This window comes from Pseudoalteromonas sp. UCD-33C, from assembly GCF_001306895.1.
Lineage (GTDB): Bacteria > Pseudomonadota > Gammaproteobacteria > Enterobacterales > Alteromonadaceae > Pseudoalteromonas.
Genome location: NZ_LJTB01000002.1, coordinates 688,496 through 703,025, shown reverse-complemented (window position 1 = coordinate 703,025; position 14,530 = coordinate 688,496). Strand labels below are relative to the sequence as shown.

The following is a 14,530-nucleotide window of genomic DNA, read 5'->3' as shown; positions in this document are numbered from 1 at the left end:
AGTATGATACGGCTTAGCATTGCAAAAGCTCATATTATGTTACGGGTTTCTTTGTTAATCATGATCCATATCGAATGTGTTAAAGGCTATTAGGGCAGCATAACATGGACGCTTAATCCACCTTGCTCGCGGTTATGTAAGCTGATTTGCCCGTGGTGTGCTTCAACTATTTCCCTGCAAAGTGCTAACCCTAAGCCACTACCTGTTGCTTTGGTTGAGTAAAAGGGAATAAGTGCGTTCGCCATTACAGCTTCACTCATACCTTTGCCTTTATCACTCACTGTGATGTGTGTGCCACTTGCTTCTTGTAGAACTGTTAAGCTGACATCTTCGGGGTTTGAACCCGATTCATAGGCATTTTTTAATAAGTTTATAAGTAATTGTTCGAGCTGAGTGTGATCAGCGTCAGTTGTCACTCGCTCATCAAGTGATACTTCAACCTGCCACTGACTTTTTAATTGCTCAACCAGCGTCGGCCAGTTAATCGTTGATAGTTGAGGGGTGGGTAACTTGGCAAATTTACCATAGCCTTGCACAAACTCATTAAGGTGTTTTATGCGGTCTTCAATGGTGGTAAATACCCGTTTTAAACGTGGTTCATCGACTTCTTTCGTTAATAGTTGCGCGCTATGAAGCATCGACGACATTGGCCCTAGGGAGTTGTTAAGCTCATGGCTAATAATACGAATAACTTTTTTCCATACCTCTACTTCTTGGCGGCTTAGTTCACGGGTCAGTTGTTTAAAAACATAAAGTTGATGAAACTGATTATTAAGTAATAATCGGCCTGTTGCCATATGCCAAGTTTGTGATTCTTGATCTGCTTTGTCGAGGGTAAATAAACCATCAACGCCTTTGTGAATCGCACGCGTTAATTGCTCGCAGCTTGAATCTAATAAGTTCTCTAGCTTGGCGCCTTCAAGGGCTGATTTAGCATCAAGTAAGCTGCGGGCACTGTGGTTGCTATAAACAATAAAGCCTTGGTCGTTAGTCAAAATCACGGCTTGTGGGGAGCTTTGCAGTACTTTGTCGAGCATCAACTCACGCTGATAAATCCATTGTTTTTCTTGGCGAAGCTGTTTTGCGGTTTGGTTATAAAGCCGGCATAAATCACCTAGCTCATCACTGCCATCATAGGCCAATAATGTGGCCAGCTCACCATCTTTAAAATTAAGCAACCCGGTTTCCAGCGAGTTCATGCCATCAATGAGCGGAGCTGATAATTGCGCAGCAAAAAATCCGCTGATCAAGGCGCAAGCGAGCAGGGCTAATAAGCTGTAAAGCAAGCTTATGCCCGCAAAATAACAAACCAATATAAGCGGCAATGCAGAAGCAGCAATACACAAAGTTATGATTTTATATCGAAACGAAAAACGCATTAGTATTCAATCTTAAATTTATCAAGCCTGCGATAAAGCGCTTGGCGGCTTAAGCCAAAATGGCGAGCCACTTTAGCAATCACACCTTTGTACTCGCGCATGGCAAGTTCAATCTCTTGTTTGTTAGGCTCTGCTCTTGTTTGTGTTGGGCTGTTTGTTTCAACTTGTAAGCCAAAATCAGCAAGCTCAATCACCCCTGTGGGTTTTAAAACGCCAGCACGTTTACAGGCATTTTCAAGCTCACGAACATTACCCGGCCAGCTATGGGCGAGCAGAGCTTTTTCTGTACTAAGCGACAGTGTGCGCTCAGGTAAAAAGTGTGCGACCAAAGCTAAAATATCATCTGGGCGATGGGCAAGGCTTGGTAAATTTAACTCAATAACATTTAAGCGGTAGTAAAGGTCTTCACGAAATTGACCTGCTTTAATTGCATGGCTTAAATCTTCATTGGTTGCTGAAATCACCCGCACATTCACTTTACGTGTTTGTGTTGAACCTAAACGTTCAAATTCACCGGTTTGTAAAATGCGTAATAATTTCATTTGCCCAGAAAGTGGCAAGTTACCAATTTCGTCTAAAAATAGGGTGCCACCATCGGCCGCTTCAAAACGACCAATGCGCTGTTTAGTAATACCTGTATAGGCGCCAGCTTCGGCACCAAATAATTCAGCCTCAATAAGCTCGCTTGGTAAAGCACCGGCATTAACAGTGATAAAGGGTTTATCAGCTAATAATGAATTGGCCTGTATTATTTGCGCAATGCGTTCTTTACCACTACCGTTGGGGCCTGTGATCAGTACTGAAATATCTGATTTAGCCACTTGAATCGCAAGATTAACAATGTGCTCCATAGCGGTACTTTTATAAACCAAACCCACCAAATTTGCTTGTTGCATAGATGCGTCACGTTCTTGCTGGTGGCGGGTAAAGGTTTCGTTTTGCTGTTTTGCTTTACCCAGTTCGATTAGGTTATTTACACAAGTAAGTAGCTTTGCATCGTCCCATGGTTTTGGTAAATAATCAGCAGCCCCTGCTTTGACAAGTTCAACGGCAGTAGAAAGCTCTGTCCATGCGGTGATCAAAATAATCGGTAGGTGAGGATTAATGTCTCGTAAGGCATAAAAAAGTTCTTTGCCTTCTTCGCCTGAAGTGGTGTCGGCGGTAAAGTTCATGTCTTGAATAACAAGCGCTATGCGTTGGTATTGTACGGCTTGAATTGCCTCAAACGGGTTACTTGCTGTAACAACATCAAAACCGTGAATTTCGAGTAATAACGACAAAGCATCCAAAATGGCTGGGTTATCGTCGACGATCAGTATTTTTTCCATATTATTGTTTTAGTTATTTTCCTAATAAGGGTGCAAGATGAATGCTACACTGTAAATCCAGTGTAGCATAGGTTGGGAGAACTAAATTGTTCGAGTTGCAATGCTCGGTGAGATATTCGCAGCCCGTTTTGCAGGGGCAAGTACCGCTAATAAACTCATAACGAACACTGCCAGCGCAGTAGCAAGTACGTAGCCAATATCAAGCTGAGCAATTGAAAAGTGCTGCATCAGTAATTGCCCTAAATACACGGCAGCAATCACACCAATCACTAAACCAACTATACATATCATGGCGTTTTCAACTAAGAAGTAGCTAATGATGGCAGATTTTCTGGCGCCTAAAGCGCGGCGAGTGCCTATTTGTTTAGTACGCTTGCTAATATTGAACAGCGTTAGGCCGAAAATACCCAGGGCCGTCACCAACACTAAAATAGTAATAAGTACAATCAGCATGCGCATCATTAATGTATCTTCTGCCATGTATGACTCTTTATCGTCATCTAAGCCACGAATGCGAGAAATAACACGTTTGTTGTAGTTTTTCAGCATGGCTTCTTCAACACGGTTCATGACCGATTGACGTTGACCAGGCTCTGTTCTAACCACAAAGCGTGCATTTGTACCAGGTTTAATAAAAGGCAGCAGTGCTACGTTATCTGGGCGGCTGTCTTTAAGCCATGGGCCCTTCATAAGATCAATTACACCAATTATTTTCATTGGAATATCACCAAAATAGACAGTTTGCCCTAAACCGTTGCCGTCAGGGAACAGCTCATCGAGTAGAGTTTTAGTGACAACGGTTACTTTTGAAAGCTCATCATAGTTATCGGTGACGATCACTTCGTCTTCGGTATAGTTACGCCCAGCAATGAGTTTAACACCGTAGGTATTGATGCCATGTTCATCGATAAACATGTAAGAAGTACGGGCTGATTTACTCTCTTCAGGTGCTGGCTTTAAACTAAAATCTGACGAAGAACCACTGCCCGAAAGCGGTGTGTTACTCGAATAAGCAGCATCGACTACCCCAGGTATTTGACGAAGCATGGCTTCATCAAGCTCATATTGCTGAGACGGTGACACATCTTTGCCAAACATCATGACATTAAATACGAAAATGTCTTGTTCAGGGTAGCCGGTTTCTTGGCTTAAATAGCTAACTCTGTCTTGGATAATAAACGCCGCATTACTAACAATTGCAGTGGTGATGGCAATTTGGATCAGTAATAAAATGGCGCCAACTTTTGAGCGGCATAAGGCGTGAAAGATAGGTTTAATTTCTAACATGGGTGTCTTCCTTATTGGCTCTTAAGATAAATAGCAGGGTTGGTTTTACATACCAGCCAAGCAGGGTATAGACCCGCTATCACACAGGTGCTAATTGCAATCACCGGTGCGCTAAGTAGCATGGTTAAGTCCATTGTTGCTAAGCTTTGGTAGTAGCTATAGCTTTGACGTACGCCTAACAAACCTACTTGCGCCAATATAATACCCAAGATGCCACCTAAGAAACCTAACATGGCTACCTCAACAATATGTTGAAAGAATATTTGACGTTTACTGGCACCTAATGCACGGCGCACACCGACTTCAGGAGCACGGCGTAAGAATTTCGCTAGTAATAAACCTAAAATGTTGGCAAGGCATACCGCTAAAAACATAAAGCTAAGGCCAACCAGAATTTCGTTGTCTTCGCTAACGACATTGTTGTACTGCATCCACTCATTTACATCGCGTAAGGTGGCAGTTAATTTTTCACGGTTAAAACGACCTAGCTTTTGTTGCTCTTGCATATAGGCCATTAAAAAGTCTTGGTAAGCTTGCTTTTCTGCAGGAGTTTTTAGTTCAACCCAAAATTGTAACCACACCATTTCTGAATTGAGTTTATCGTTAAAGGTATTGGTTTTTTCGTGCTTCCAACCATTAGTATTACCCCAGTTTTCAAGCTCTCGGGCTTTCATTAGGCTAAATGGTAAAAATAGTTGCTCGGTCTTATTAAATGCACCGTTGTTCAGATCATAATATTTGGTGGTGATATCCCAATCATCAATCACGCCAATAACTTCGTAGCTGGCATCATCAAGGTACACCATTTTGCCTACTGGGTTTTCACCAGCAAAGAGCTTGTCGTTTAATTCTTTATTGATCACTACAACAGGTGCTGCGTCGGCTTCTTGTTGCGCGCTCCAAACCCCACCGTAAATAAAGGATAGGTTAAACATCTCGAAAAAATCAGGCGTGGTTAGGCGAGCTTGACCAATAAATGGTTTTACTTTGTCTGAGTCTAAATAAACCGAAAAACCCGTTCTAACCATAGTGACACGTTTACCACCTGCTTTGGCCTGGTTAAGGTTAACGGCATCTTGATAGGTTAATTGCAGTGGCATATTATCGACTGTCCACCACGTACGGCCTTCATCCATGGTTTGTAACTGCACAGAATAAAGGTCGCTACTTTTTTCAGGAATAGGGTCTGCTGACATCATGTGATACACAGATAAACTTGTCATGGTAACGCCAATACCAATAGCAATGGCCAATACCATTAAAAAGCTCACAAGTGGCGTGCGCTTAAAGCTGCGCCAGCTCAAATCTAAATAATGAAGGAACATGGTTACACTCCAGCCGCTTTAAGGTTTTGAGTGCCTTGATACAAGGTGAAGTCAGCTAGTTGGCCATCAACAACTTGGATGTTACGTGGTGCTCTGCGGGCAAGCTCTGGATCATGGGTAACCATGATGATAGTTGCGCCATCACGGTTGATTTGCTCAAGTAGCTCCATCACTTGACGCGCCATTAAACTATCTAAATTACCAGTTGGCTCATCGGCAAGTAAAAAACGCGGTTCACCAGCAAGGGCTCTGGCAATGGCCACACGTTGTTGTTGGCCACCAGAAAGTTGTTGCGGTAAGTGCTTAGCGCGTGATGCTAAACCAACTTGCTCTAGGCATTGCTCAATACGGCGCTTACGCTCGGCGGCCTTAATACCACGATAACGCAGTGGTACTTCAATATTTTCATAGAGGTTCAAATCTGGAATTAGGTTGAATCCTTGGAAAATAAAACCAATTTTTTGATTACGTAAGTCAGCACGCTGGTTGTCGTTGAGCTTACCCACATCAATACCGTCTAACATGTATTGGCCTTCGCTAAATGGTTCTAACATACCGGCGATGTTTAAAAATGTGGTTTTACCTGAGCCACTTGGGCCCGTTACGGCAATAAATTCACCTTCTTCAACTTGTAGATTAAAGTCGCGAAGGGCATGCGTTTGTACCATATCTGTTTGATACACTTTGCTGATGTTGTTCATTGTAAGCATGTTGATTATTCCTTTTATTTGTTAGCGTAAAACCAGTGTGGGTGCTTTTTTAAAGCGATCGTAGTTTGAGATAATTAACTTATCGCCAGGCTCTACACCTTCAATTATCTCGACAGCATTGATACTGCTTGCACCGGTTTTTATATCGATTAAATAAGCCATGTCACCATCAACTTTATAAGCATAGGTGCCACCTTGTTGTAAGAATGCGCCGCGTTTCACTTGCAATACATCGTCGCGATTCTCTAGTAAAATACGTGCGGTTAAGCGTTGGTTTTGGCGAATGCCAGAAATCTCATTGTCAAAGCGTACGCGGGTTGTGACCTCGCGATTATTTACTTCAGGTGATATAGCCGATAGCGTGCCTGTGACATGACGAGCACCTAAAGTAAGCTCAACTTGCATACCAAGACCCAGCTCATTGGCGTAGCTTTCTGGTACTTGCAGTTCTGCTTCAAAGTTACTTAAATCGACCAATGTCATTAATGGTTGGCTTTGTGTGACCGCTTCTTTTTGTTGCACTAATAAGTTACCCACAATGCCGCTTACACTCGCGGTAATAGTGAGTTCATTTACTTGTCTGAGTAAGTCATCCACAATTAGTTGTTGACGTGCCAGATCACGCTCTGCTGCTTTTAGCTCAAATGCGAGGGTATCTTTAGCTAAGCTGACTTCTTGCTCGGCGTGCTTATATGAAAGCTTGGCACGGGCTAAGTCATCAACGGCTTTTTCTAAATCTATTTGGCTAATTAAATGTTTCTCGATAGAGATTTTAGCTCGGCGGTTTTCTCTATCTGCGGCATTTAACTCAACTTGCGCTAAATCTAGCGCTTTAGTCAGGCTTAGTTTTTGTCTGCGCGCTTCAAGTTGTTTTCGTTGTAACTCGCCTTCTAATCGCGCTAATACTGATTGTTGCTGTTTTAGTTCGTTAGTCAGCTCAGGGCTGGTTACGGTTGCGATCACTTCATTTACTTCAACGCTATCACCGGCTTTTACTTTTAAATCGACAAAGCCGCGTTCTGGGCTGTAAACCTTTGGCGCATTAGCTGCAACGATTTTACCGCTCGCTGCCACATCTCTAGTAAGTGTCTTTTGGCTTACTTCACTAATTTGTAGGCTTGCTGCATCAACCGAAATGCTGCCATCGTTACTGGCAAACAATGCTTGAAAGCCGAGCGAACCAACAAGTATTACACCTGCAGCTATTATAAGTGGCTTTTTAATGGTGTTTTTCTTAGCCACGGTAATATCTTGGGCACTGGTATCCTTAATCATCATAACTCCTTACGATTCTCAAAACACACAATCATGAAGCCAACGGCAAGCATGGTAAGTGGAGAAGCCATAAACAAACTGATAGTGAACATTTTGAAATCCTCAATTTCGCTGATGTCTTATCTATACCAGTAGCATGCCAATTTTTAATATATTGATTTTTAATGATTTTATTTTTGAAGAATGGATTGATGTCTGTCCGCGGACAGAAAAAGTGTCCGCAGCGGACACTTTTAGATTGCTTATTGTTGACGCAAGGGTAAAGAAACTCGGTCATTGCGACTAAGGTAGTCTGCTCAGATACATAGTTTGTAACTATGCTAAAGCCAAGAGTAAATAATGATGCAGTTAGGCTAGGCGACACCCCGTAAAAAACTGCATTGATATTCATAATGTGAATAATTATTCAAAATAAAGCACAGTTTACGTTAACGTAAAGCGGCGGGTTTTTAGATTGTTTTTTTACAAGTTGTTAAATTTGACACCAGTGTCATAAAAAAATAACGGGTAAAATGCGACTAAATGTAAAAAAATAGCATAGAATTTAAAAAGTGCTTTAAGTGAGAAATATTCATGAATATGAATATGTATTCAAAACTCTATTGACTCATGAGGTATTTGGCGATAGTTTTGTTCGTCTGCTAGCACTGTCACAAAAGACTGAACCGCTAGTCGTTGTAGCAAGGGGAGGGGTCTATGTTATACGACTCAAAATTAGAAAAAGATAATTGTGGCTTTGGCTTAATAGCCCAGGTCAATGGTCAGGCGAGTCACCGCTTGATTCGAACAGCAATCACTGGCTTAGATCGCATGGAACACCGTGGTGGTATTTCTGCTGATGGTAAAACAGGTGATGGCTGTGGTTTATTAATGCAAAAACCTGATAGCTTCTTTCGTGCTATTGCCAGCGAACATGATTGGCATCTAGGAAAGAACTACGCCGTTGGCATGGTATTTTTAAATGCTGATCCTGTACTTGCGCAAACAGCTAAAGATGTGTTGAGTGAAGAACTCGAAAAAGAAACCTTGAGCATTCAAGGCTGGCGTGTAGTACCTACCGATGCATCATGTTTAGGGCCAATTGCAAAAAAACAACTACCCGGCTTTGAACAAATTTTTGTAAGCGCACCAGAAGGCTGGCGTCCAAAAGATTTAGAACGTCGTTTATATGTAGCGCGTCGTCGTGCTGAAAAGCGCCTCGTAAATGATGAACATTTTTATATTGCCAGCTTATCTGGTTTAGTTACTGTCTATAAAGGCTTAATGATGCCTGTAGACTTACCTAACTTTTATTTAGACCTAGCTGACATTCGCATGACCAGTGCGATTTGTGTATTTCACCAACGTTTCTCTACTAATACACAACCTCGTTGGCCACTGGCGCAACCATTCCGCTATTTAGCGCATAATGGTGAAATTAATACGATTCAAGGTAACCGCCAATGGGCTCGTGCCCGTGCGTATAAGTTTGCCTCACCACTTATTCCTGATTTGCAATCAGCAGCACCATTCGTTAACGAAAGCGGCTCAGACTCTTCTAGCTTAGATAATATGCTTGAGTTGTTCTTAGCCGGTGGCATGGATTTATTCCGTGCAATGCGTATGCTTGTGCCGCCAGCTTGGCAAAAAAACCGTGCTATGGATGATGACCTACGTGCATTCTACGACTTTAACTCAATGCATATGGAACCATGGGATGGCCCCGCTGGTATTGTAATGTCTGACGGTCGTTTTGCCGCTTGTAACCTTGACCGTAACGGTTTACGCCCTGCGCGCTATGTCATCACTCAAGATGGTTTTATTACCCTTGCCTCAGAAGTAGGTATTTGGGACTACGCGCCAGACGAAGTGGTTGAGAAAGGCCGTGTTGGCCCTGGTGAGTTATTAGTTATTGATACTCATCAAGGTAAAATTTGGCATTCAGATGAGATTGACCAAGATCTTAAGTCACGCCATCCATATAAAGCATGGCTTGAAGCTAACGTTAAGCGTTTAACGCCATTTGAACAGTTATCTGAAAAAGATGCGGGTAACCGTTCATTTGATGACGAAACACTGCTTAAGTATCAAAAAATGTTTGGCTACACCAACGAAGAGCTTGATAGCGTTATTCGTGTAATGGGTGAAAATGGTCAAGAAGCAACGGGTTCAATGGGTGATGACACACCATTTGCGGTACTGTCAGAAGGTCATCGTTCACTGTTCGATTACTTCCGACAAAAATTTGCGCAAGTAACTAATCCACCGATTGACCCACTTCGTGAAAATCACGTTATGTCACTGGCAACTTGTATTGGTAGTGAGCAAAACGTATTTAACGAAACAACCGGCCACGCTAAGCGTTTACAGTTTGAGACGCCGATTTTGATGTACGCTGATATGCAACAGCTGATCAATGCTGACGATGAGCATTACAGCTACTGTAAAATTGATATCACTTACACGTTGGAAGAAGGCTTAGAAAACGCAATCACACGTATTTGTGATGAAGCACAAGAAAAAGCAGCGTCAGGCTGTGTCATGCTTATTTTAAGTGACCGTAACTTTAGCGAAACTCATTTGCCGATTCCTGCGGCGATGGCGGTTGGTTCAATTCAAAAGCGTTTAGTCGATAATAACTTACGTTGTGAATCTAATATCATCATCGAATCGGGCAGTGTCCGTGATGCGCATCAATTTGCGGTATTACTTGGTTTTGGTGCAACGGCAATTTATCCGTACCTTGCTTATGAATCATTAGTTGCAATGAGCGACAAAAAGACCCTGAACAAGAGCTATTGCGAAGTAACGCTTGCTTATCGTAATGCGATTAATAAGGGTCTGTATAAAATTATGTCAAAAATGGGTATCAGTACTGTCGCTTCGTACCGCTGCTCAATGTTATTTGAGGCAGTTGGATTATCAGATGCGGTTGTAGAAACCTGTTTTAACGGTGTAGCTAGTCGTATTAAAGGGGCGTGTTTCACTGATTTTGATGATGACCAACGTAAACTTCATAAGCTGGCATTTAGTAAACGTAAGTTATTAAGTCATGGTGGCTTACTAAAATATGTTCACGGTGGTGAGTACCATGCTTATAACCCAGATGTAATTCAAACACTACAAAAAGCAGTGCGCTCTGGGGATTATAAAGACTACTTGGCATATGCTGATTTAGTAAATAACCGCCCGATCACCAATTTACGTGACATGCTGGCGGTTAAAATTCCTGATACGGGTGTGAGTGTTGACGACGTAGAGCCTGCAACTGAGCTGTACAAACGTTTTGACTCAGCCGCAATGAGTATTGGTGCATTATCGCCAGAAGCGCATGAAGCACTCGCGATTGCAATGAACCGCTTAGGTGGTTGTTCAAACTCAGGTGAAGGTGGTGAAGACAAGCTTCGCTACGGTACAGAGAAAAACTCACGTATTAAGCAAGTTGCTTCGGGCCGTTTTGGTGTTACACCACATTACTTACGCAGCGCTGATGTCATTCAGATTAAAGTGGCGCAAGGTGCAAAACCAGGTGAGGGTGGTCAATTACCGGGTGAAAAAGTAACGCCGTATATTGCAAAATTACGTTATTCAGTGCCAGGTGTGACCTTGATTTCGCCTCCGCCGCATCACGATATTTACTCGATTGAAGATTTAGCCCAGCTTATTTTCGATTTAAAACAAGTAAACCCAGATGCACTAATTTCGGTGAAACTCGTTTCTGAGCCGGGTGTAGGTACTATCGCAACAGGCGTAGCTAAAGCCTATGCAGATTTAATTACCATTGCTGGTTATGACGGTGGTACAGGTGCAAGCCCGCTTACTTCTGTTAAGTATGCAGGTAGCCCTTGGGAGCTTGGTCTTGCTGAAACCCAGCAAGCGTTGGTAGAAAATGGTTTACGTCACCGTATTCGCCTACAAACAGATGGTGGTCTGAAAACGGGTCTAGATATTATTAAGGCGGCTATTTTAGGTGCTGAAAGCTTTGGCTTTGGTACGGGCCCTATGGTGGCACTAGGTTGTAAATACTTACGTATTTGTCACTTAAATAACTGTGCGACCGGTGTTGCAACGCAAGACGATACGCTGCGCCAAAAGCATTATCATGGCCTGCCAGAAATGGCGATGAACTACTTCAAGTTTATAGCCGAAGAAGCGCGCCAAATTATGGCAAGCTTAGGTGTAACTCGTTTAACTGATTTAATTGGTCGTTTGGACTTACTTGAAGCAATTGAAGGCAACACAGAGAAACAAAAGAAAGTAGATCTGTCGTCTGTGATTGCTGTGCCTAACAACCCTACGGGTGAAACCTTGTATTGTAGTGCGCCAAATAGCTCACACTACTTAGGTCAGCTAAATGAAACCTTGCTTGAAAAAGCCAAGCAAGCAATTGACGAAAAGTCGGGTATCTCACTGGTTAACCGTATTTGCAATACTGATCGCTCAGTGGGCGCTATGTTGTCTGGCTATATCGCTTCTAAACATGGTAACCAAGGTATGGCTGCTGATCCTGTCTCTATTGAGCTTCATGGTACAGCGGGACAATCCTTTGGTGTATGGAACGCTGGCGGCCTTGAAATGACACTCGTTGGTGATGCCAATGACTATGTTGGTAAAGGCATGGCTGGCGGTAAGCTAGTAATTCGCCCACCGCTGGGTTCATCTTTTGAAAGCCACAAAGCAACCATTGCCGGTAATACCTGTTTATATGGTGCAACGGGCGGTAAATTATTTGCTGCAGGCTGCGCTGGTGAGCGTTTTGCAGTGCGTAACTCAGGCGTGCAAGCGGTTGTAGAAGGTGTTGGTGACAACGGCTGTGAATACATGACAGGTGGTGTGGTTTGCGTACTTGGCAAAGTGGGTATCAACTTTGGTGCAGGTATGACAGGTGGTTTTGCTTATATTCTTGATGAAGGCAATGACTTTGAAAAACGCATTAACCCTGAGCTTGTTGAAATTGTTACGCTTGAAGGGTTGGCGTCACACCAAGAACATTTACGCGGTCTCATTGCTGAGCATTTAGAGCTTACAGGCTCAAACCGCGCTGAGCAGATTTTAGCTAACTTCGATTTATACATGCCAATGTTTAAATTAGTTAAGCCAAAATCTAGTGATGTAAAAAGTTTACTCGGACACCGAGCGCGCAGCAGCGCAGAGCTTCGTGTTCAGGCTCAGTAAGGGGGTAGTATGAGCGAAAATGTATACCAGTTTATCGATGTACAACGTGTAGATCCGCGTAAAAAGCCAATTTCAGCACGTAAACAATCTTTCGTAGAAATCTACGAGCCGTTTTCTGAGACACAAGTTAACTCACAGGCGGATCGCTGTTTAGATTGTGGTAACCCGTACTGTGAATGGAAATGCCCAGTACATAACTATATTCCACAATGGTTAAAGCTCATTCGTACTGGCCGTATTTTAGAAGCGGCAGAGCTGTCTCACCGTACAAACAGCTTACCAGAGGTGTGTGGACGAGTTTGTCCACAAGATCGCTTGTGTGAAGGCTCGTGCACACTTGAAGAAGAGTTTGGTGCTGTCACTATCGGTAATATCGAAAAGTACATCACTGATACGGCATTTAAAATGGGCTGGAAACCAGATATGTCGTATGTGGTTTGGTCTGACAAAAAAGTGGCTATCATTGGTGCAGGCCCAGCTGGTTTAGGTTGTGCGGATATTTTAGTACGTAACGGTGTTAAGCCTGTGGTGTTTGACCGTCACCCAGAAATCGGTGGTCTTCTTACGTTTGGTATTCCTTCATTCAAACTTGAAAAAGAAGTAATGCAAAAGCGTCGTGAAATTTTCACTGAAATGGGTGTCGAGTTTCAGCTAAACACTGAAGTTGGCGTTGATATTACGCTTGATGAAATCTTAGCAGAATATGATGCCGTATTCTTAGGTGTTGGTACCTATCAAAGTATGCGTGCAGGCCTTGAAAACGAAGATGCTGATGGTGTGTTTGATGCACTGCCGTTCTTAATTGGTAACACAAACCGAGTTATGGGCTATGCAGAAGATAAGCAAACTTATATCGATATGGCGAACGAAAAAGTCGTCGTGTTAGGCGGTGGTGATACAGCAATGGACTGTGTGAGAACCTCTATTCGACAAGGTGCTGCAAAAGTAACCTGTGCTTATCGTCGTGACGAAGAAAACATGCCAGGCTCAAAACGTGAAGTTAAAAATGCCCGTGAAGAGGGCGTAGAATTTACCTTTAACGTTCAACCTAAAGGCATTGTGGTTGATGAGCAAGGGAAAGTTGCTGGCGTTAAGATGGTGAAAACGCAACTTGGTGAGCCGGACGAAAATGGTCGTCGTCGTGCTGAAGAAGTAGCTGATTCTGAGCATGTTATTGAAGCAACCAAAGTGCTCATGGCGTTTGGTTTTAAACCTCATAAAATGGATTGGTTAGAACCGTACGGTGTTGAAATCAATCATTGGGGTGGTATCAATGCACCAGAAAAAGGTGAGTTTACTCACCAAACAACTAACCCGAAAATCTTTGCTGGTGGCGATATTGTCCGCGGCTCAGATTTAGTGGTAACGGCTATTTTCGAAGGCCGAAATGCCGCTGAAGGGATTATGGATTACTTAGACGTTTAATTCTAAAGCTCCATTCAACATTTTTAAAAGCAAGCTGCCTAGCTTGCTTTTTTATTGCCTAGTTTTATACCAATCCGCAATAATACTTAATCATTTAGAGGGATTAAACCTGTCGCTATCTGCGTTAAAAATATCTGATTTAGAACAACTAAATAACGAAATTTTTGCCTTGCTATCAACGAGGTTTTATTGCCTCAAAATAGATCACTTAATTAAGCGAAATGGTATTAGCTGTTTTGATAATCAAATCAAGATTCAGAAAAATAATGAAAAAATAACGCTTATTACCTACAATCTACGAATGAATTTTACAGTTAAATAGAAAAAATTCATTATTTCGTACTAGCTCCATATTTGCTCCATATTGTTGCGTTTTAATGTTTATCAGAGGCAGAAGCCCATCTGAATATTTGATGCTAACAACATGGATAAAAAGAAAATGTTTTGCGAACACACAAATAACGAGCAGTTAAGCTTTTTTCAGCCAAGTTCAAAATCTGAAAATGATTTACTCAATGAGGTCATGAATAGTGAAGACCTGCACGATATTCTGACTATGGTTTTACTAGATGAGACCTTATCAGACGCCCTTAAAGCGATGGTGAAGCAACAACTAAAAACAATAAAAAAAATATAAAACGGAAATA

General features: G+C 42.4%; 9 protein-coding genes. 3 read left to right on the top strand and 6 right to left on the bottom strand.

Annotation, left to right across the window (positions count from 1 at the left end):
* Window positions 1-89: 89 nt before the first annotated feature.
* The 6 genes from AOG26_RS06355 to AOG26_RS06330 form a co-directional block, all read right to left on the bottom strand.
* A complete protein-coding gene (locus AOG26_RS06355; protein WP_054561723.1) occupies window positions 90-1,379 on the bottom strand; it encodes a sensor histidine kinase in 1,290 nt (429 codons plus the stop codon).
* The gene (locus AOG26_RS06350; RefSeq protein WP_054561722.1) at window positions 1,379-2,707 is read right to left on the bottom strand and encodes a sigma-54-dependent transcriptional regulator; all 1,329 of its coding nucleotides are present in this window, start codon (window positions 2,705-2,707) and stop codon (window positions 1,379-1,381) included. The genes AOG26_RS06355 and AOG26_RS06350 overlap by 1 nt, the downstream gene beginning before the upstream one ends.
* Before the next feature lie 81 nt (window positions 2,708-2,788).
* Complete coding sequence (locus tag AOG26_RS06345; protein WP_054561721.1) at window positions 2,789-3,994, bottom strand: ABC transporter permease; 1,206 nt, start codon at window positions 3,992-3,994, stop codon at window positions 2,789-2,791.
* Between the two features lie 11 nt (window positions 3,995-4,005).
* Window positions 4,006-5,319: an ABC transporter permease gene (locus tag AOG26_RS06340; RefSeq protein WP_054561720.1), complete on the bottom strand. Its 1,314-nt coding sequence runs from the start codon at window positions 5,317-5,319 to the stop codon at window positions 4,006-4,008.
* A 2-nt stretch (window positions 5,320-5,321) separates the two neighbouring features.
* Complete coding sequence (locus AOG26_RS06335; protein ID WP_054551528.1) at window positions 5,322-6,029, bottom strand: ABC transporter ATP-binding protein; 708 nt, start codon at window positions 6,027-6,029, stop codon at window positions 5,322-5,324.
* Between the two features lie 21 nt (window positions 6,030-6,050).
* Window positions 6,051-7,304 carry an efflux RND transporter periplasmic adaptor subunit gene (locus AOG26_RS06330; RefSeq protein WP_054561719.1) on the bottom strand — a complete coding sequence of 418 codons (1,254 nt, stop codon included), beginning with the start codon at window positions 7,302-7,304 and terminating at the stop codon, window positions 6,051-6,053.
* Window positions 7,305-8,000: 696 nt separating this feature from the next.
* On the opposite strand from AOG26_RS06330, the gene gltB reads away from it, so the two are divergent.
* From gltB to AOG26_RS06315, 3 genes are all read left to right on the top strand, one after another.
* Window positions 8,001-12,458, top strand: a complete 4,458-nt coding sequence (gene gltB / locus AOG26_RS06325) for a glutamate synthase large subunit (RefSeq protein ID WP_054561718.1) — start codon at window positions 8,001-8,003, stop codon at window positions 12,456-12,458.
* A gap of 9 nt (window positions 12,459-12,467) precedes the next feature.
* Window positions 12,468-13,883, top strand: a complete 1,416-nt coding sequence (locus tag AOG26_RS06320; RefSeq protein ID WP_054561717.1) for an FAD-dependent oxidoreductase — start codon at window positions 12,468-12,470, stop codon at window positions 13,881-13,883.
* Window positions 13,884-14,307: 424 nt separating this feature from the next.
* Window positions 14,308-14,520 carry a hypothetical protein gene (locus AOG26_RS06315; RefSeq protein WP_235575464.1) on the top strand — a complete coding sequence of 71 codons (213 nt, stop codon included), beginning with the start codon at window positions 14,308-14,310 and terminating at the stop codon, window positions 14,518-14,520.
* Window positions 14,521-14,530: the final 10 nt, after the last annotated feature.

Excerpts from the sequence above, each read along its gene's own strand:
- AOG26_RS06355 (WP_054561723.1), bottom strand. The coding sequence starts at position 1,379 with ATGCGTTTTTCGTTTCGATATAAAATCATAACTTTGTGTATTGCTGCT.
- AOG26_RS06350 (WP_054561722.1), bottom strand. The coding sequence starts at position 2,707 with ATGGAAAAAATACTGATCGTCGACGATAACCCAGCCATTTTGGATGCT.
- AOG26_RS06345 (WP_054561721.1), bottom strand. The coding sequence starts at position 3,994 with ATGTTAGAAATTAAACCTATCTTTCACGCCTTATGCCGCTCAAAAGTT.
- AOG26_RS06340 (WP_054561720.1), bottom strand. The coding sequence starts at position 5,319 with ATGTTCCTTCATTATTTAGATTTGAGCTGGCGCAGCTTTAAGCGCACG.
- AOG26_RS06335 (WP_054551528.1), bottom strand. The coding sequence starts at position 6,029 with ATGCTTACAATGAACAACATCAGCAAAGTGTATCAAACAGATATGGTA.
- AOG26_RS06330 (WP_054561719.1), bottom strand. The coding sequence starts at position 7,304 with ATGATTAAGGATACCAGTGCCCAAGATATTACCGTGGCTAAGAAAAAC.
- gltB (WP_054561718.1), top strand. The coding sequence starts at position 8,001 with ATGTTATACGACTCAAAATTAGAAAAAGATAATTGTGGCTTTGGCTTA.
- AOG26_RS06320 (WP_054561717.1), top strand. The coding sequence starts at position 12,468 with ATGAGCGAAAATGTATACCAGTTTATCGATGTACAACGTGTAGATCCG.
- AOG26_RS06315 (WP_235575464.1), top strand. The coding sequence starts at position 14,308 with ATGGATAAAAAGAAAATGTTTTGCGAACACACAAATAACGAGCAGTTA.